The 18,198-nt window shown below is 69.1% G+C and carries 19 protein-coding genes; 7 read left to right on the top strand and 12 right to left on the bottom strand.

Going from position 1 to position 18,198, the window contains the following annotated elements; genetic code table 11:
• Nucleotides 1-8: 8 nt before the first annotated feature.
• Nucleotides 9-827 (bottom strand): Nif3-like dinuclear metal center hexameric protein, encoded by an 819-nt coding sequence (locus PUT80_RS28920; RefSeq protein ID WP_275294094.1) that lies wholly within the window; start codon nucleotides 825-827, stop codon nucleotides 9-11.
• Nucleotides 828-867: 40 nt separating this feature from the next.
• Between PUT80_RS28920 and PUT80_RS28925 the strand changes: the two genes are divergently transcribed.
• From PUT80_RS28925 to PUT80_RS28935, 3 genes are all read left to right on the top strand, one after another.
• The gene (locus tag PUT80_RS28925) at nucleotides 868-1,329 is read left to right on the top strand and encodes a low molecular weight protein-tyrosine-phosphatase (protein ID WP_275294095.1); all 462 of its coding nucleotides are present in this window, start codon (nucleotides 868-870) and stop codon (nucleotides 1,327-1,329) included.
• Nucleotides 1,330-1,377: 48 nt separating this feature from the next.
• Nucleotides 1,378-2,208: an SURF1 family cytochrome oxidase biogenesis protein gene (locus tag PUT80_RS28930; protein ID WP_037815776.1), complete on the top strand. Its 831-nt coding sequence runs from the start codon at nucleotides 1,378-1,380 to the stop codon at nucleotides 2,206-2,208.
• A gap of 67 nt (nucleotides 2,209-2,275) precedes the next feature.
• Entirely contained in the window at nucleotides 2,276-2,884 is a 609-nt protein-coding gene (locus tag PUT80_RS28935; RefSeq protein WP_275294096.1) for an FMN-binding negative transcriptional regulator, read from the top strand.
• A 4-nt stretch (nucleotides 2,885-2,888) separates the two neighbouring features.
• Here the strand turns inward: PUT80_RS28935 and PUT80_RS28940 are convergent, their stop codons facing one another.
• Entirely contained in the window at nucleotides 2,889-3,788 is a 900-nt protein-coding gene (locus PUT80_RS28940; RefSeq protein ID WP_037815779.1) for a cobalamin biosynthesis protein, read from the bottom strand.
• A gap of 26 nt (nucleotides 3,789-3,814) precedes the next feature.
• Complete coding sequence (locus PUT80_RS28945) at nucleotides 3,815-4,498, bottom strand: FCD domain-containing protein (protein WP_037815780.1); 684 nt, start codon at nucleotides 4,496-4,498, stop codon at nucleotides 3,815-3,817.
• A gap of 126 nt (nucleotides 4,499-4,624) precedes the next feature.
• Between PUT80_RS28945 and PUT80_RS28950 the strand changes: the two genes are divergently transcribed.
• The 4 genes from PUT80_RS28950 to PUT80_RS28965 all read left to right on the top strand — a co-directional run bounded on the left by PUT80_RS28950 (nucleotide 4,625) and on the right by PUT80_RS28965 (nucleotide 7,426).
• The gene (locus tag PUT80_RS28950; protein WP_037815782.1) at nucleotides 4,625-5,119 is read left to right on the top strand and encodes a gluconokinase; all 495 of its coding nucleotides are present in this window, start codon (nucleotides 4,625-4,627) and stop codon (nucleotides 5,117-5,119) included.
• Nucleotides 5,116-6,483, top strand: coding sequence for a gluconate:H+ symporter (locus PUT80_RS28955; RefSeq protein ID WP_037815783.1), 1,368 nt, complete (start codon nucleotides 5,116-5,118; stop codon nucleotides 6,481-6,483). The genes PUT80_RS28950 and PUT80_RS28955 overlap by 4 nt, the downstream gene beginning before the upstream one ends.
• Nucleotides 6,484-6,578: 95 nt before the next feature.
• Nucleotides 6,579-6,920: a metalloregulator ArsR/SmtB family transcription factor gene (locus PUT80_RS28960; RefSeq protein WP_037816373.1), complete on the top strand. Its 342-nt coding sequence runs from the start codon at nucleotides 6,579-6,581 to the stop codon at nucleotides 6,918-6,920.
• On the top strand, nucleotides 6,917-7,426 hold the full coding sequence (locus tag PUT80_RS28965; protein WP_043834939.1) for an SRPBCC domain-containing protein: 510 nt from the start codon (nucleotides 6,917-6,919) through the stop codon (nucleotides 7,424-7,426). Before PUT80_RS28960 ends, PUT80_RS28965 begins: the two co-directional genes overlap by 4 nt.
• 40 nt (nucleotides 7,427-7,466) lie before the next feature.
• On the opposite strand, the gene PUT80_RS28970 is transcribed toward PUT80_RS28965, so the two are convergent.
• From PUT80_RS28970 to PUT80_RS29010, 9 genes are all read right to left on the bottom strand, one after another.
• Entirely contained in the window at nucleotides 7,467-8,447 is a 981-nt protein-coding gene (locus PUT80_RS28970; RefSeq protein WP_134734158.1) for a BadF/BadG/BcrA/BcrD ATPase family protein, read from the bottom strand.
• Complete coding sequence (locus PUT80_RS28975; protein ID WP_275294097.1) at nucleotides 8,444-9,709, bottom strand: 6-phospho-beta-glucosidase; 1,266 nt, start codon at nucleotides 9,707-9,709, stop codon at nucleotides 8,444-8,446. The genes PUT80_RS28970 and PUT80_RS28975 overlap by 4 nt, the downstream gene beginning before the upstream one ends.
• Nucleotides 9,706-10,596 (bottom strand): carbohydrate ABC transporter permease, encoded by an 891-nt coding sequence (locus PUT80_RS28980; RefSeq protein ID WP_037815788.1) that lies wholly within the window; start codon nucleotides 10,594-10,596, stop codon nucleotides 9,706-9,708. Before PUT80_RS28980 ends, PUT80_RS28975 begins: the two co-directional genes overlap by 4 nt.
• Nucleotides 10,593-11,582 carry a sugar ABC transporter permease gene (locus tag PUT80_RS28985; RefSeq protein ID WP_037815791.1) on the bottom strand — a complete coding sequence of 330 codons (990 nt, stop codon included), beginning with the start codon at nucleotides 11,580-11,582 and terminating at the stop codon, nucleotides 10,593-10,595. Before PUT80_RS28985 ends, PUT80_RS28980 begins: the two co-directional genes overlap by 4 nt.
• Nucleotides 11,579-12,955 (bottom strand): extracellular solute-binding protein, encoded by a 1,377-nt coding sequence (locus PUT80_RS28990; protein WP_037815792.1) that lies wholly within the window; start codon nucleotides 12,953-12,955, stop codon nucleotides 11,579-11,581. The genes PUT80_RS28985 and PUT80_RS28990 overlap by 4 nt, the downstream gene beginning before the upstream one ends.
• 25 nt (nucleotides 12,956-12,980) lie before the next feature.
• Nucleotides 12,981-14,177, bottom strand: coding sequence for an ROK family transcriptional regulator (locus PUT80_RS28995; protein WP_037816374.1), 1,197 nt, complete (start codon nucleotides 14,175-14,177; stop codon nucleotides 12,981-12,983).
• A 325-nt stretch (nucleotides 14,178-14,502) separates the two neighbouring features.
• Nucleotides 14,503-15,510 (bottom strand): NAD(+) diphosphatase, encoded by a 1,008-nt coding sequence (gene nudC / locus PUT80_RS29000; protein WP_134734157.1) that lies wholly within the window; start codon nucleotides 15,508-15,510, stop codon nucleotides 14,503-14,505.
• Nucleotides 15,510-16,901 carry a pitrilysin family protein gene (locus tag PUT80_RS29005; RefSeq protein WP_043834951.1) on the bottom strand — a complete coding sequence of 464 codons (1,392 nt, stop codon included), beginning with the start codon at nucleotides 16,899-16,901 and terminating at the stop codon, nucleotides 15,510-15,512. Before PUT80_RS29005 ends, nudC begins: the two co-directional genes overlap by 1 nt.
• Nucleotides 16,898-18,190, bottom strand: a complete 1,293-nt coding sequence (locus PUT80_RS29010; RefSeq protein WP_037815800.1) for a pitrilysin family protein — start codon at nucleotides 18,188-18,190, stop codon at nucleotides 16,898-16,900. Before PUT80_RS29010 ends, PUT80_RS29005 begins: the two co-directional genes overlap by 4 nt.
• Nucleotides 18,191-18,198: the final 8 nt, after the last annotated feature.

Below are 18,198 nucleotides of genomic sequence, written 5' to 3' on the forward strand. Positions count from 1 at the left end.
TGATTTAGTTACTGGGCGGTAGCGCGGATGGTCCACGGGTCGGTGCACCGCGTGGAGACGTGAGCTTCGACGGTACCCGCAAAGGCCGCGCCGACAAGGTCCGAGGCCTGTCCGCACCACGGCCACTCGCTGGCCCAGTGCGTCAAGCCGACCAGCGCGGGCACGGTTCCGGCGGACGCGAGGTGTTCGCCGGCGGGATGGTGGCGCAAATCCGCGGTCACGTACGCGTCGACGCCCTCGGCCGCCGCCTTCGCCAAATACGAGTCGCCCGCGCCGCCGGACACCGCGACTGTGCGGATCAGCCGGTCCGAATCTCCGGCGCCGAGCACGCCGGGCACGGTGGCCGGCAACGCGTCCGCGACCCGCTGGACGAACTGCGCGAACGGTTCCGCGGCGGGCAGGTGCCCGATGCGGCCGATCCCGGTGGCGGCACCGGGTTCGTGCGGGTCCAGCGGCCGGTCGACCTCGAGGCCGATGGCTTGCGCGAGCGCGTCGGACACTCCGGGGTCGGCCGAATCGGCGTTGGTGTGCGCGCAGTAGAGCGCGATGCCGCCGCGGATCATGCGGTGCACGAGCGAGCCCTTGGCGGTGTCGGCGGGGACGCCGTGCACGCCGCGCAGCAGCAGCGGATGGTGCGCGACGATCAGCTGCGCGCCGATCTCCTCGGCCTCGGCAAGCGTCTCCTCGACCGGGTCGACGCAGAAGAGCACGCGGCGGACGTCCTCGGCCGGGTCTCCGCAGACGAGCCCGACCGCGTCCCAGCTTTCCGCCAGCCGGGGCGGGTAACTGCGTTCGAGGACGGCGATGATCTCGGCTAATGCAGGCACCCGGGGATCCTCGCACGGTCGCTCTGGAAGACTGCGGACCATGCCCAAGCTGGTGTTTGTCTGCTCCGGGAACATCTGCCGCTCCCCCATGGCGGAGCTCGTCTTCCGCAAGAAGCTCGCCGACGCGGGTCTCTCGGACGCCGTGCACGTGTCCAGCGCGGGCACCGGTCCGTGGCACGTCGGCGAGGCGGCCGACCGGCGGGCGCGCGCCACGTTGAAGGCGCACGGCTACCCCACCCAGCACATCGCGGCCGAGGTCAGCGACGAAGACCTCGAAGCCGACCTGCTGCTCGCCGCCGACGAGAGCCACCTGGGCTTCCTGCAGTCGCGCGTCGAGGACCCTTCGCGGGTGCGGTTGCTGCGTTCGTTCGACCCGTCCGCTCCGGAAGGCGCCGAGGTGCCGGACCCGTATTACGGCGGCGACGACGGCTTCGACGACGTGCTCGGGATGATCGAGCGAAGCGTGCCGGGACTGCTCGACTGGGTCCGCGAACAGGCGTGACGTCCGGTCCGGGTGCGCGCACGGAACGCGACGGCCTACCGTAGAGGGGTGCGGTTGCGGTTTCTGCTCCGGCCGGGATGGCTGGCGTTGACAGTGGTGGTGTTCACCTTCGCCATCTGCTGTTACACGCTGCTGGCCCCGTGGCAGTTCCGCCGCGACAACGAGCAGGTCACCCAGAACAACGCGCTGACCACGTCGTTCACCGCGAAACCCGCGCCCGCGGCGCAACTGTTGCCGCCCGGGACGAAGCCGGACAAGAACACCGAGTGGCACCTCGTGACGATCACCGGCACGTACCTGCCTTCGGCCGAGGTTGTCGCGCGGCTGCGCACTGTGCAGGGCCAAGGCGCGTACGAGGTCCTCACGCCGCTTCGCGCCACCGACGGCACTGTGTACCTGATCGACCGCGGCTACGTTGGGCTCAGCAGTGACTCCGGCGTGCTTCCGTACGCGGCGGCGCCGGGCGGGCAGGTGACGGTCGTCGCGCGCGTGCGAAGCGACGAGACGGACCCGAAGAACCGCGACGCGTTCGCCGACGCGTCGACGAACGGGAAGCTGCAGAGCTACACCGTCGACTCGCGCGTGGTGGCGAAGTCTTCCGGCCTCACGATCCGGCCCGGGTACTTCCAGCTCGACCAGAACCAGCCCGGCGTGCTCAGCCCGCTACCGCTGCCACAGCTCGAATCGGGCCCGTACTTCTCGTACGCGCTGCAGTGGCTGGCGTTCGGCACGATGGCGTTGCTGGGCTGGCTGTACTTCACGATCCGCGAACTGCGTCCGGGCGGCGCGCTGACGACCGAGCGCCCGCAGCGCGGCCGGCGCAAGTCCGTCGCGGAGATGCTCGCCGAAGACGAGGACGAGTACACGCCGACCGCCTAAGTGGCCTGGTCGTTTCTCGCAAAAATGGCTCTTTGTCGGGGCCACTTGCGGCACTGATACTGACGGCATGCTGATCCACCCCTGGGACGCCGCGGACGAGAACGAATGGCGGGAATGGCTCGCCGGACACGATTTCGGCGAACTCGTCGCCGGCGGCCGCGGCCGCGATCTCCCCGTGGTGGTGCCGACGCACTTCGTCTTCGACGGCGACGCTACCGTCCGCCTGCACCTCGCCCGGCCGAACCCGGTGTGGCCGCTGCTGGAGGAACACCCGCGCGCCCTGCTGACGGTGACCGGCGACTACACCTACATCCGCTCGGACTGGAACACCGCCGACGATCCCGCGCTCGGCGTGCCGACTTCCTACTACGCGAGCGTGCAGCTGGCCTGCGACGTCCGGGTCATCGACGATCCCGAGGAGAAAGCAGCGCTGCTGAACCACCAGCTGGCGCATTTCGAACCGGACGGCAAGCGCATCCCAGTGTCCGCTGTGGACGCTCCGGATCGGCGGCTGCTGCCTGGGATTCGCGGCATCGAGCTGACGGTGACCGAGGTGCGGGCCAAGTTCAAGTACGGCGGGAACAAGAAATCGGAGGACCGGCGGCGGATCGGCGCACTGCTGTCCGAACGGGACGGTTTCAACGACGCGGAAGCCATCGCGCACCTGAAACCCTGACGGCTCAAGGGTTCCGGCGGCGCACCCCGGTCAGTACCGCGACGAGCACCGACGTTCCCGCGGCCAGCCAGCCGACCACCCGGGACAGCTCCACCGCGCGCGTCACGTGCCCGGCGTCCGGATTCCGGCCGACCCCGAGCACCGGCAACTCCACGACCCCTTGCGGGTACTCGGTCCGCCCGCCGACGCGAATCTCCAGCGCACCGGCGAAAGCCGCCTCGACCCGGCCCGCGTTCGGGCTCGGATGCGCGATCGTGTCCCGCCGCCAAGCCCGCCACGCGCCGCCCGCCGAACCACCGACGACCGGCGCGCCGAGAACCGTCAACGCAGCCGCCACCCTGGTCGGCAGGAGGTGCACGAGTTCGTCAAGCCGGTCGAGGACCCAGTGCCCGGGAAGCAGCCGGCGCAGCAAGCCGATCGTCCGCGCCGCGAGCAGCCCGGGCACGCCCGCGACCGCACCCCACAACAGCGGCGTGACGACCACTTCGGACGTGTTCTCGGCCAGAGTTTCCACCGACGCACGGGAAAGCCCGATCGTGCTCAGCCCGTCGGTGACGCGCGGGTCCAGTTCGGACAGTGTGTCGCGCGCGGGTTCGAGACGGCCTTCTTCGAGATCGCGCGCGAGCTCCGTGCCCTGCGTCGCCAGCCCGGCCGCGCCGACGACCGCCCAGGTCGCCACTGCCGTGGTCGTCGCTTGCAGCACCGGGCTGCGGCGGCCGGTCCGCTCGACCAGCACTCCTGCCGCGACTGCCGCGCCCGCGATTCCCAAGCCTGCCGCGCGTCGCGCCCCCGTGGCGGCGACGACCTGCCGGAAGGCGGTGACCGGCGGACGTCGCCGCGGGTCGCCGAGTGCACCGTCTGCGGCCAAACCGAGAATCAAGCCGATCGCGCGCGCCGCGCTCACCTGTAGCCCCCCCGAACGTGGACGATTCAGTCGCCGAGATTACTCGACACCGCGGCGGCGATTTCCTCGCGTGCCTGCTCCACGATGTCGCGCATCGCGCGTTCGGCGCGAGCCGCGTCGGCGAGGTCGATCGCTTCGGCGACCTCGACGTGCAGCGCGACCGCCTCGGGCTGCGGTTCGTCCGGCATCAGGCCGTGGCCGGTGCGGCCGGCGAGCACTTCGGCGACCACTGAGGACAGCTGCGCGAACATCGGATTCCGCGACGCGGACAGCAGCAGATCGTGGAATGCGACGTCGTGGCCGAGGAAGGCGTCCAGGTCGCGAGCCCGCGCCGTGCGCTGGAGATGCACCGCCAGCGCGCGCAGCCGTCCGCGTTCCTCCGGGGTCGCCCGGAGCGCGGCGAACCGCGCGGCACACGGTTCGACGGCCGAACGCAGCTCGGTCAGCGTGCGCAGCGCGGTCGGCCGGTCGGCTCCGTCGAGCTGCCAGCGGATCAGCCTCGGGTCATAGTGGTTCCACTCGGCCGGCTCGCGGACGGTGACCCCGACGCGGCGGCGGCTGCTGGTCAACCCCATCGTCTCGAGGACCCGGACCACCTCGCGGGCGACCGTCCGCGACGCCCCGTACCGCTCCTGCAGCTCCTCCGAGCGCAGCACCGCGCCCGGAGCCAGCTCGCCGCTCGCGATGGCCGCGCCGAGCTCGTCGAGCATGTCCTCGTGCCGATCATTCCCCACCGGCTCAACCTAACCCTCTGACTCGATTAAGTACTACTTCTTCTTGATTAAGTAGTACTTTTGAGTTTGACTCTCCAGGGCACAAAGACGTGGGAGGTGCGCATGACGGTCATCGTGGTGATGGGCGTATCGGGCTCGGGCAAGACGACAGTCGGCACGGCGCTCGCCAAGGAACTCGGGACCGTGTACGCCGAGGCAGACACCTTCCACCCGCGAGCGAACATCGAGAAGATGACCGCCGGGCACCCGCTGAACGACGAGGACCGGGCACCGTGGCTCGCCGCGATCGCGGAGTGGATCGGCAAGCATCACGAAAACGGCGCCGTGGTCAGCTCGTCCGCGCTGAAGCGGCGCTACCGCGACGTGCTGCGCGGCGGCGGGGACGTGTGGTTCTTGCATCTGCAGGGCTCGCGTGACCTGCTCGCCGAGCGGATGAAGACCCGCAGCGGCCACTTCATGCCGGTCTCGCTGCTCGATTCCCAGCTCGCCGACCTCGAACCGCTGGAAGCGGACGAGCCGGGAGCGACCTTCGACATCAGCCGCCCGCCCGCCGACCTCGTCGCGTCGGCGCTGAAAGCGTTCCAGGAGCGCGCATGACCGCCCTCGCCGCCGGCTGGACCGGCCACGACACCCGCCTGATCGTCGCCACGGTGCTCGCCATCGCCGTGATCGTGGTGCTGATCAGCAAGGTGAAACTGCATCCGCTGCTCGCGCTCACGCTGGGTTCCGGCGTGCTCGGCCTGGTCGCCGGGATGCCGATCGACAAACTGCTGAAGAGCTTCACGAACGGTGTCGGCAGCACCGTCGCGTCCGTCGGCGTGCTGATCGCGTTCGGGGCGATGCTGGGCAAACTGCTCGCCGATTCCGGCGGCGCGGACCGGATCGTCGACACCGTGCTCGGCCGGGTTCGCGGTCCGGGGCTGCCGTGGGCGATGGCGCTGGTGGCCGCGCTGATCGGGTTGCCGATGTTCTTCGAGATCGGCCTCGTGATGCTGATCCCGGTGGTGCTGCTGGTCGCCAAGCGCAGCGGGAAACCGGTACTGCTGCTGGGAATCCCGGCGCTGGCCGGCCTGTCGGTGCTGCACGGCCTGATCCCGCCGCACCCCGGCCCGCTGGCCGCCGCCGGATCGCTGAACGCCAACGTCGGCCTCACCCTGGGGCTGGGCCTGCTGGTCGGCATTCCCACGGTGATCATCGCCGGCCCGCTGTTCGGCCGTCTCGCCGCCAAAATGGTGCCCGACGCCGCTCCGCCCGCCCGGCTGGTCCCGGAATCCGAGGGCACCGACGAAAAGCACCGCCCGAGCTTCTTCGCGACGCTGGCCACGGTGCTGCTGCCAGTGGTCCTGATGCTGGCCAAGGCGCTCGCGGACATCTTGGCGGACAAGGGAAACCCGGCCCGCCGGGTCCTGGACTTCATCGGCGACCCGCTCGTCGCGCTGCTCCTGGCGGTCCTCGTCGGCATGGTCGTGCTGGGCCGCCCGGCACGGCTGAACCGGGAACGTCTCTCGTCGATCATCGGCGATTCCCTCGGCCCGATCGCCGGGATCGTGCTGATCGTGGCCGCGGGCGGCGGGTTCAAGCAGACCCTCGTGGACGCCGGGGTCGGCGACGTGATCACCAGCCTTTCCAAGGGCGCGGACCTGTCCCCGCTGCTGCTCGGCTGGCTGGTCGCGGTGGCGATCCGCCTGGCGACGGGCTCGGCCACGGTCGCGACCGTCTCCGCGGCGGGCATCGTCGCGCCGCTGGCCGCGACGCTGGACCCGACGCACAACGCACTGCTAGTGCTGGCCATCGGTGCCGGGTCGCTCTTCTTCTCGCACCTGAACGATGCCGGGTTCTGGCTGGTCAAGGAGTACTTCGGGATGTCGGTCGGCCAGACGCTGAAGAGCTGGTCGGTGATGGAAACGGTGATCTCGGTGGTGGCGATCGCGTTGATCCTGCCGCTGGGCGCGTTGCTTTAGCGTTCCCCCCTCCGGCCGCTGGGTTTCCCTCGTTGGAAGCCCAGCGGCCGTTCTTCTGGTTGACATGTGACCTTTTGGTCACCTATTCTCGGTGCGTGCCCGACGAGGACCTGGTTTTCAAGGCTCTGGCGGATCCGACCCGCCGGTTCCTGCTCGACCTGCTCTACGAGCGCGACGGCCGCACGCTCACCGAGCTGGAGTCCGAAGTGGACATGACCCGGTTCGGGGTGATGAAACACCTCAAGCTGCTCGAGGAGGCCGAGCTGGTCGTCTCGCGCAAGGAGGGCCGGGAGAAACGGCATTTCCTGAACCCGGTCCCGATCCGCCAGATCCACGACCGCTGGATCGACAAGTACACCGCACACCACACCGCGGCACTGCTGGACCTCAAGGCCCAGCTCGAAGCCGAAGAATCCCAGAAGGAGCCCGGACCATGAGCGACACCACGACTGTGCTGGTCAACCGCGTCTACATCAAGGCCTCCCCGCAGGCGGTGTGGGACGCCGTCACCAAGCCGGAATGGACCGCGAAGTACGGCTACACCGGCCTGGCCGAGTTCGACCTCAAGCGCGGCGGCAAGCACCGCACCAAGCCGACCCAGGAGTTCATCGACTCCGGCTTCACCAGCGACCTCCTCGACGGCGAAGTGCTCGAGGTCGATCCGCCGCGCAAGCTGGTGATCACCTGGAAACTGCAGATGGACCCGAGCCTCGCGGCCGAGCCGTACACTACGCTCACCTACGACATCGAGGAAACCCAGACCGCGGGCACCCGGCTCACCGTCACCCACGACGTCACCGGCGCGCCGAACCACGCGGCGCTCGTGTCCGGTCAGCACGAAGACATCAACGCCGGTCCCGGCGAGAACGCGGGCGGCGGCTGGGCGTGGGTCCTGTCCGACCTGAAGTCCGTGCTCGAGACGGGCAAGAACCTCACCGCCTGAGCGAGGCAGGGGTGGCTGCTTTCGGGCAGCCACCCCAAACTCACGCCCGTTGCGTCGCGGCCTTCAACGCAGCCTTCGCATCGTCAGAAGCCCCGAGTTTGTCCAAACCGAACAGCGCGGCACCGACCACCGGGTTCACCTCCACCACCCGCACCTGCGCCCGCGGCGCCACCTTCAGGCAGCGGCGTTCGATGTCCGCGATCACGGACGCGCCGACGCCGGTCAGCACGCCGCCGCCGAGGATGACCTCGGGGGCCGAAGTCGTGAGGTCCAGGCGGCGCATGATCGCGGCCACCAGCAGGCTCACTTCCTCGGCGAACCGCGTCACCACGTCCTGCGCGACCTCGTCACCGGCCGCGGCCACCTCGAACAGCAGCGGGCAGAGGCCGTGGATCGAGGCGGCATCGATCTCCTCGAAATGCAGGCCCTGCACCACATCCAGCAGCGTCGAGGCACCGTAGTACTCCGCGACCGCCGATTCCAGCGCCGTCCGCGGACCCCGGCCGTCCTCGGCGCGGACAGCCCACCACAGGGCTTCCTCACCTAGCCGGTAGCCGCCGCCCCAGTCGCCGGAAACCTTGCCCAGGGCGGGAAAACGGTAGGATCGGCCGTCCGGGGCGAAGCCAGCGCCGTTGATCCCGGCACCGCATACCACCGCTACCCCGGTGCCGTCGGAGCTTCCCGCTCTCAGCAGCGCCAGCACGTCGTTGCCGACGTCCAAAGTGGAACTCCACCCGCGCGCCGACAAAGCCTTGTGCAGTGCCGCTTCTTCCCGGGGGAAGTCGAGGCCCGCCAGGTACGCCGAGGTGTGCACGGCGAACGGCGGTTCAGCGGGCAAGCCGCCGGAGCGGAGGGCTTCCTGGACAAACTCCTCAAGTGCGGCAACGCATCCGTCGACTCCGACCCGCTGGGGAGAAACGCCGGGGCCGCGGGAAGCGCCGAGCACGACGCCGTCCCGCGAAACCACCAGCACCTCGGTCTTGCTGTTCCCCCCGTCGATCGCGACGACGGTGTCGCTCATGCCCGCGCCCAGGGCAGGAAATCCCGGTTGCGTGCGACGAGTTCGTCCGCGAACTGGTCCGCCTTCGTGTACTGGCCGACCAGCGGGTGCGCGAGCAGTGCGTCCGCGACCCGGTCCCGGCCGCCCTTGATCGCGGCGTCCAGAGCCAGGTACTCGTACGCGGTGACCCCGGCGATCAGCCCGGCGAACCGCGGGTCCACCGGAGACTGCGGAATCGGCGTCGCGCCCGCGGAATCCACAGTGGACGAAACCTCGATCACCGCGTCGTCCGGGAGGAAATCGAACGTGCCATTGTTGCGGACGTTCACCACGTGTTCCTCGGCGGCACCGCCCGAAGTGAGCGCGTGCACGAGCTGCACCGCTGCCTCCGAGTAGTAGGCACCGCCGCGCTTCTCCAGCGATTCCGGCTTCGTGACCTGCTCCGGGTCAAGGTAGATCTTCAGCAGTTCTTCCTCGACATCGCTGACCACCTCGGCGCGCGGACGTTCGGTCTGCTGCTTCGCGACCTGCGCGTCGTGCGAGTAGTAGTACTTGAGGTAGTACGACGGCACCGCCTGCATCCGCTGCATCCACTCGACCGGAACACTGACCTCTTCGCCGAGGTATTCCGCGTGCTGGGCAAGGAGTTCCGGCAGCCGGTCGACGCCGTCGACCAGGACGCCGCGCTCCCAGCTCAGGTGATTCAGTCCAGTGTGGACCAGCTTGACGTCGCCGGTCGAAGCTCCGAGCAGCTTCGCGAACTTGCGCTGCAGGTTGATCGCGACGTTGCACAGGCCGACCGCGCGGTGCCCTTCCTGCAACAGCGCACGGGTGACGATGCCGACCGGGTTGGTGAAGTTGACGATCCAGGTGTCGTCACCGGCGACCTTGCGCACGCGTTCGGCGATGTCGAGCACCACCGGCACCGTGCGCAGCGCCTTCGCCAGGCCGCCCGCACCGGTCGTCTCTTGGCCGACACAACCGCACATGTGCGGGAACGTCTCGTCCGACGCACGTGCCTTCTGACCGCCGACGCGCAGCTGGATAAGAACCGCCGACGCGCCGTCGACGCCTTCCTCCAGGTTCGCCGTCGTGCGCACGCGGGCCGAATGCCCCGCGTGGTTCAGCAGCCGCTGGCTGAAATCGCCGACCGCCTCGACCCGGTAGGCGTCCGGGTCGATCAGCACGATCTCGTCGACGTCGAGCGAGGCCCGCCGTCCGGCGATGCCGTCGATCAGCTCCGGCGTGTAGGTGGACCCACCGCCGACCACTGCCAGTTTCATCCCTTGACTCCCGTGAACGTGATGCCCTTGACGAACGACTTCTGCGCGAACACGAACAGCACGATCACCGGCAGCATGATCAGCGCGGTGGCGGCCATCGTGAGGTTCCATTCGACGTGGTGCATGCCTCGGAAGGACGCGATCGCCAGTGAAAGCGGCCAGTTGTCTTTGTTCTCGCCCGTGTAGAGCAGCGGGCCGAAATAGTCGTTCCAGGTGAACAGGAAGCAGAACATCGCGGTGGCCGCGATCCCCGGCTTCGCCATCGGGATCAGCACCCGCGTGAGCACCCGGAACTCGTTGCAGCCGTCGATCTTCGCCGCTTCGAGGTAGTCCTTCGGAATGGTGAGGAAGAACTGCCGCAGCAGGAAGATCGAGAAGGCGTCGAAGAAGAAGTACGGCACGATGAGCGGCACCAGCGTGCCGGTGAACCCGAGCCGCACCCACAGGTCGTACAGCGGGACGACGGTGACCTGCGGCGGCAGCATCATCGCGACCACGACGAGCATGAAGCACAGGTTCTGCCCGCGCCACCGCAGTTTCGCCAGCCCGTACGCCGCCGGGATCGCCGAGACCAGCGCCCCGATCGTCGCCAGCGCCGAATACAGGAAGCTGTTGCCGAAGTACTCCAGCAACGGGGCCTTCCTGAACACCTCGACGAAGTTCTCGAAATGCCATTCGGTGGGCCACAGGCTCGACGTCATCGCCTGGTCGCTCTTCATCACCGAGGTGAGGAAGACGAACAGCAGCGGCAGCATGAAGATCACGCCGAGTGCGATGCCGACCGCGTGCGTGGCCACAAAGGACAGTTTCTTGTCCCAGCGCCGCTTGAACTTCTCCCGCGGATGCACCGGAGGAGCCGGACGCGGCGGTGCCGAAAGCGTCGTCATGCTCCGTCCTCCTGATGTTGCGTCTTACGCATCTGCCGCACCAAAATCCACGTGAATCCGGCTGAGACCAGGAACAGCAGCACGGCCATCGCCGCCGCGTAACCCATGTTGAAGTACCGGAAACCCTGTACGTACAGCCAGATCGGATACGTCAGCGTCGAGTTCTCCGGCGCACCGATCAGTTTCGAGTTCCCCGCGACGTCCGCGGTGCCCGCGGAAGCGGACGCGGCGACGATCGCTTGGGTGAAGAACTGCAGTGCGTAGATCATCGAGTTGACCACGCCGAACAGCAGCACCGGAGAGATCGACGGCAGCGTCACGTGCCAGAACCGGCGCACCGGGCCCGCTCCGTCGAGTTCCGCGGCCTCGTACTGCTCCTGCGGGACGTCCAGCAACGCGGCCAGGATGATGATCATCAGCTCGCCCGAACCCCACAGCGCGAGCAAGGTCAGCGCGGGCTTCGACATTTCCGGGCTGTTGAACCACAATCCGCCGTCGATGCCCACGAACCGCAGGAACCGGTTCACCGGACCGAATTCCGGGTTGAACACGAAGACGAACGCGAGCGTCGCGGCCGCAGGCGGGGCGAGCGCGGGCAGGTAGCAGAGCGTGCGGACGATGCCGACGCCCGACTTCAGCCGCGAAATCACCGACGCGACGCCAAGCGAGAACAGCACCCGGCAGACGGTCAGGATGATCACCAGCCACAACGTGTTGTACGCGGCGGTTTTCACCAGCGGCTCGCTGGTGAACATGCGCACGTAGTTGTCGAACCCGATCCACTGTGGAGGGTTGATCAGGTCGTAGCGGGTGAACGAGTAGAACAGCGTCGCGCCGAGCGGGTAGGCGAAGAAGATGAGGAACCCGATGGTCGCCGGCGCCATGAACCAGAACACCGTGCGCCTGCGCTTGGCCCGGGGAGACCCCCGCCGCGCCTGGTTCGGCGCGGAGGGGGTTCCGGTTTCCGCTGCGGTCAGCGTGGTCATCCGCCGGCGCCCTTCTGCGCCAGTTCGTCGTTGATCTGCGCGTCGACCTTCTTGAGGCCCGCGTCCAGATCAGGCACCGACCCGGCCTGCCACTTCTCGGCGAAGTCGTTGACCGCCTTGAGGAACGCGTCGCCGATCGGCGTCGTCGGGTTGGCGACCAGCTTGCCGCTGTTGTAGATGTCGGTGAAGGTCTTGAACTGCGGCGGCATCTTCAGGTTCGGCGAGTTCAGCGAATCCTTGGTGCTGGGCACGTTGTTGAGGCCGTTGGCCATCTCGACGAGGGTGTCGGTGTCGAGCGAGGCCTGCTTGATCAGCTCCCACGCCGCGCCGGGATTCTTCGCGCCCTTCGGGATCGCGATGATCGTGCCGGTGCCGAACCCGCCGCCGTACTGGCCGGCCAGGCTGTCGAGCACCGGCGCGGGCGCGGTGCCGTAGTCGAGCGAGGGCACCTGGTCCTTGATGAACGCGGTGCGGAATTCGCCGTCGTAGATCATCGAAAGCTTGCCGGTCTGGAAACCGTTGTCCTTCGAGTATTCGTCACCGAGACCGGCCTTGAACTTCTCGACCTTCTCGTGCCCGCCGTAGAAGTCGATGAGCTTCTTCTGGAACTGGAACATCTCCTTCCAGCCGGGGCTGGAAGCGAGCGACGATTTCCCGTCCGGACCCATGAACTTGGCCCCGAAGTTCGGCGCCCAGTACTGCGCCTGGTTGGCGTAGAACGGCATCGACGGCAGGAAGCCCGCGGTCTTGATCGAACCGTCCGGGTTGAACTCGGTGAGCTTCTTGACGTCCTCGAACAGTTCGGTGGTGTTCTTCGGCGGGCCTGCGATGCCCTTGGCCGCGAACTGCGTCTTGTTGTAGAAGAACCCGTACACGTCGGCGAGCATCGGCATCGCGCACCGCTTGCCCTGGTACGACGTGTAGTCGCGGACCGCCTGCGGGATCTGCTCGAGGTCGATCTTGTCGCGCTCGAGGTAGGGCTTCAGGTCCTGGAAACTGCCGGTCGAGCACCACGCGCCGAGGTTGTCGGTGTAGAACGAGATCGCCACGTCCGGCGGGTTGCCGCCGCGGATCGACTGGGTGAGCTTGTCGTCGTCCTGGTTCCCCTCGTGCTTGATGGTGATGTTGGGGAACTTCGCTTTGAGCTTGTCCAGCGCCTTCGTGACCACGCCGTACTCGCGGTCGGTGAACTTGCTGTAGACGGTGATGGTGAGCTTGTCGTCCTTGTTCGGCGGGGCCGCGGCGTCACCGCCGCCTGCGGGCGCGGCGGCGCCGCACGCGGCGGTCGCCAGCAGCGTGCTCGCCGCGAGAGCGCTGAGCACCAGGGATCCGCGCTTGCGCGCGAGACCCCGGATGCGGGTGGGAGCGGACATGAACCCTCCTGTCCATCGGGTGGGTCTACTCGGTCGGGGACGGGGCTTGCTCTCCGGCGGACCGACGCGGCCCGAGGAGCGTGGGGGTGACAACGCCGAAGACGTCCTCACGGGCGGTGGCGAGCGCGGACTGCAACGCACCGGCGCGCACCGCGTTGCCCTGCACCGAAGCGACGCCGACGGGCGTGCGCGGCAGGACAAGTTCGTGCAGTTTTTCCGCGACGATCCCGGCGAACTCGTCGCCGCCGGCGCGGCTGGTCTCGCCGCACAGCAGGATGAGCTGCGGGTCGGCGACCGCGACGAGGCTGGCGACCCCGCTGGCGACGCGCCGCGCGAGATCGTCCAGAAACCCTTGGTGGGCAACGCGTCGCGCCTGGGTGACGGCGTCCCATCCGCTGTCCGCGGAGATGCCGTGCGCCTTGGCGAGCCGGACGATCGCGGACGAGTCGACCAGGTTGCCGTACCGGGCTCCGGCCGAGGGCCAGCTGTCGCCAGTGTCCACAGTGGCCGGATCGGGGACGCGCATCCAGTCGATCTCGCCACCGCCACCGGTCGCGCCGCGCAGCAGCCGCCGTCCGATGACGACCGCGCCGCCGACGCCCTCGGACAGCCAGACCAGGACGAAGTCGTCGACGTCCTGCGCGTTGCCGACGGTCATTTCCTCAACGGCGACAAGGTTTACGTCGTTCTCGATCTTGACCGTCACGCCGAGTTCGTCGCTCAGCCGCTTCGGCACGTTGAACCCGAGCCAGCCCGGGATGTGCGGTGCCGAGGACAGCAATCCGGTGCGCGGGTCGAACGCGCCCTGCGCGCCGATGACCACATTGGCCAGATCGTCGAGCTGCATGCCCGCGGCCTTGGTGACCCGGCGCAGCGCCTGCCCGAACGAGCCGACGACGTCGGCGTCCTCGGCCACCGGAAGCTGCACGCGGTACTCGGCGAGCACGGCCCCGGCGACGTCGGCGACCACGAAGTCCGCGACCCGCGGGGTGAGGTCGACGGCCGCGACGTGCGCGAGGGCGCCGTTGACCGCCCACAGCTGGGCGCGCGGCCCGCGTCCGCCGCCGGCGCGCTCCCCGGCTTTGCCGACGAGATTGTCCTGCTCAAGGCGGGTGAGCAGCTGCGCGGTAGCGGGTTTGGACAACCCGATGGCGGCCTCCAGCTCGGCCCGCGTGAGCGGCCCGTTCCGCAGCAACGCCTCGATCGCCGCGCGGTCGTTCATCTCGCGCAACGTTCGCGGACTGCCGGCTCGCACCTGGCTGCTCCTTTATTAGGAAACTTTACAGACGGTTTTCCGGGACTGTAGTGAGCGCGGCCACACGCCGTCAATGGGCTCGGGAAACAGCGCGGTAACGGCTTGATACCGCGGGATGTCCGCGCTAGGCGCAGGGTGATCAGGCGAACGCGCTGGGTTGGCCGAGGCGGACCGCGGACAGGGCGTGGTCCGGGGCGGGGAGGCCGCAACGCAACTGAGCCTCGTGAGTGGCTAGACCGGTTCTAACCGGCGTCGCCGCTCACGAGGCCCAGAGGCTCGCATCGCGGGAGAGTTACTCCTCGGCTTCCGCCCACGCTTTCAACATCACGCGGGCGATCGACGAGTTCCCCGGCAGCAGCAGATTCGACGCGCCACCGGCGATCGGCGTCGGCACCCCGGTTCCGGCGTTGCGGAACGCGGCCCGGACGTCCTCACGGGACACCCACAGCGCTTCCTCGATCTCGCCCTCGGCCGGGACCAGCGGCGCGTTGCGGTCCGCGCGCGCGGTGAACCCCAGCATGATCGAGCGCGGGAACGGCCACGGCTGGCTGCCGAGATATCGCACGTCCCCGACCTCGATCCCGGCCTCCTCGCGGATTTCGCGGACGACGCAGCCCTCCAGGGACTCCCCCGCCTCCACGAATCCGGCGAGCACCGAGTACCGGTCCGGCGGCCAGATCGGCTGGCGCGCGAGCAGCACGTGCGAACCGTTGACGCCGTCGAGGTCGTGCACCAGGCAGATCACCGCCGGGTCGGTGCGCGGGTATTCCTCGTGTCCCTTGGCTTCGCAGCGGCTGGCCCAGCCGAACTGGATCAGCTGCGTCGGCGAACCGTCGCGGGTGCAGAAGCGCGACTGCCGCCGCCAGTGCCGCAGCGCCTGCGCGGTGGTGAACAGCCCGGCCGACGTGTCGTCCAGCTGCTCGCCGTAGCCGCGCAGTTCGACCCACAGCTCGCCGTTGGCGCGCGGGACCTCTTCGATCACGCCCCAGCTGCCCGCCAGCCGGACGCTGTCGACGTCGCCCTCGATGGAGCCGGGCAGCGACCAGTAGTCGACGTCCTCCCACTCGCCGAGGAACACCGCGTCGGCGGGCGGTTCGGTGCCGAAGTCCATCGCCTTGCGGGTGGCCAGCGATGAGCCGCCCTCGAGGACCGGCGTGCGGCCGGTGTCGTCGAGCAGCACCACGCGGGCTTCCGACCATTTCGCGGCGAGCCGCTCCGGGTTGGTGCGCAAGGTTTCCTGCCGGTCCACTGTGGAACGCGACAGGGTCGGCAGTGCCCCTAGTTCGAACGGAACGCTCATCAGTCCTTCTCGCTGGTGGAAACTCCGAGCGCGGCCAGCTTCGGCGCGAGCAGGTCCGCGTCGCCGACCACGACTCCGGTGAACCGGCCCGGCGCGAAGAACTCCGCCGCGGCTTCGGCGACCTGCTCCGCGGTGACGGCCGCGAGCCGCTCCGGGTGGCTCTGCAGCCATTCGATGCCGAGGCCGTTCGAGGCCAGCGCCATCAGCTGCCCGGCGAGCCCGCCCTGCGACGACGTGCCGGTGACGAGCGAGCCCATCGCGTACTGCCGCACCGATTCGACCTCTTCGGCCGTCGGCGGCACGGTGCCGAGCCGGAACAGCTCGTAGCGGGTTTCCAGGTACGCCGCCGCGGTGACCTCGTTGGCGGTGTCCGCGTCCACATTGACCACTGCGGTGTCGCCGGTGAACTCGAAGCCCGAGTGCGCGCCGTAGGTGTATCCCTTGTCCTCGCGGATGTTTTCCACCAGCCGCGAGGAGAAGTATCCGCCGAACGCCAGGTTCGCCAGCTGCAGCGCCGGGTACCGCGGGTCGACGCGCGGCACCGTCTGCGCGGACAGCCGGATCTGCGACTGCACCGCGCCGGCGCGCGGAACCAGCAGGACGTTGCCGCCGGTCAGCGCGGGCAGCGGCGGCAGCACCACGGCCGAACGGTCCGACTTCCAGCCGCCGAGCGCGCGCTCCAGTTCGGCCGGAACCTCTTGCGGGTCAAGGTCTCCGACCAGCACGAGCACCGCACCGCGCGGCAGCACCGAAGCGTTGTGCAGCGCGCGCACCTGCTCGGGAGTCACCTCGGCGACGTCCTCGGCCTGCGGGACCTCACGGGTCGCCGGGTGGTCGCCGTACCGGTGCTTCTGCAGTGCTTCGCGCGCGATGGTGCGCGGCTGCGTCCGCGACACCGCGATGCGCTCGATCAGCCGCTCCCGCTCGCGCGCGACCTCCGCGTCGCCGTACGTGGCTCCGGTGAGCACGTCGCCGAGCACGTCCAGCAGCGTCGGCAGGCCGTCGGACAGCGCGGTGCCGCCGAAGTACAGCCGCTCCGGGTCCACGCCCGCGTTGAGGTCGCCGCCGATCAGCGCGACCTCGGCGTCGATCTCCACCCGGTCGCGCCGCGCGGTGCCGGTGAGCACGGTTTCCGCGAGTACCTCGGCGGTGGCCGCGTGCATCCGGTCCTCGCCCGCGAACGGGATCCACAGCCGCAGCTCGACCATCGGGACGCTCGCCTTGCGCACCGCGAGCACGCGCAGCCCGTTGGACAGCGTGGTGTCCACATGGGACAGATCGGCGGCGGCGCGCTGGTGCCCCAGCGCGGGCAGCGGACGCGGTCCGGCGGCGGTGCGGCCGATCTCCTCGGCGCTGCGGTGTGCGGCTTTGACCTGTTCAGCCGAGGTCACTGTTCCGTCCCTTCGGTGCTTGCGGGCTTCACGACGAGCACGGCGCGCGCGTCCGGGCGCAGCGCCTTCGCCGCCGCCGACACAGCCTCGCCAGAGACCGCGGACAGGCGGTCGGCGAGCTGGTAGACCAGCGACGCGTCGCCGTAGAGCAGTTCGAACGCGCCGAGCGCCAGGGTGCGCGACACGAGCCGGTCGTGCTCCGCGTGCAGGCTCGCCGCCCAGCGCGCGGTGACCTTCTTCAGTTCCTGGTCGTCCGGCGGGGTGGACGCGAGCTTCTCCAGCTCCTCGTCCAGCGCGGCCAGCACGCGCTCGCGCGGCACGTCCGGCGGGTGGATCGCGGTGATGGTGAACGTGTCCGGATCGCGCGCCTCGAACGGGCCGAAGAGCCCGGCGCCCGCGCCGACGTCGACCACCAGCGGTTCGACGTGCACCAGCCGCTGCTGCAGCCGCGAGCCGTCACCGTCGGTGAGCACGCCCGCCAGCACCAGGTACGCGAGGTAGCCGTCGAGGTCGTTGATCGGGTCCGGCATCCGGTAGCCGACGGCCAGCGCGGGCAGCGGCGCGTGCGGGTCGGTGTGCTCGCCGTTCAGCTGCGTGGTGGGCAGCGGCTCGGAGAACGACGGACGGACCGGGGCCGGCCGGTGCGGGACGTCGCCGAAGTGCTTCTGGACCAGCGCCTTCGCCTCTTCCACCTCGAAGTCGCCCGCGACGGTCAGCACCGCGTTGGCCGGCGAGTAGAAGGTGTCGAAGAAGGCGGCGCAGTCGTCCAGCGTCGCGCCCTCGAGGTCTTCGAAGGCGCCGTAGCCGTCGTGCGCGTTGGCGAAGGTGGAGTACAGCACCGGCGGCAGCAGGATCCACGGGAATCCGCCGTACGGCCGGTTGCGCACGTTCAGCCGGATTTCCTCCTTGACGACCTCGATCTGGTTCGCCAGGTTCTCCGCGGTCAGCTTCGGCGCGCGCATCCGGTCGGCCTCGAGGAACAGCGCGCGTTCCAGCGCCGCGGCGGGCAGCACCTCGTAGTAGTCGGTGTAGTCCGGGTGCGTGGAACCGTTGAAGGTGCCGCCGCTGGACTGCACGTGCCGGAAGTGCGCCAGTTTCTCCAGGCTTTCGCTGCCCTGGAACATCAGGTGCTCGAAGAGGTGCGCGAAACCGGTCAACCCCTCCGGCTCGGAACGGAAGCCCACGTCGTAGTGCACGCTGACCCCGACCACCGGCGCGGTCGGGTCAGGAGCGAGCACCACGCGCAGACCGTTGTCGATCGTGAAACGGAAGAGCTCGGGATCGGCCATGCCTCCAC

It is taken from the genome of Amycolatopsis sp. La24 (assembly GCF_029087445.1).
In the GTDB taxonomy this organism is placed as follows: Bacteria; Actinomycetota; Actinomycetes; order Mycobacteriales; family Pseudonocardiaceae; genus Amycolatopsis; species Amycolatopsis nivea.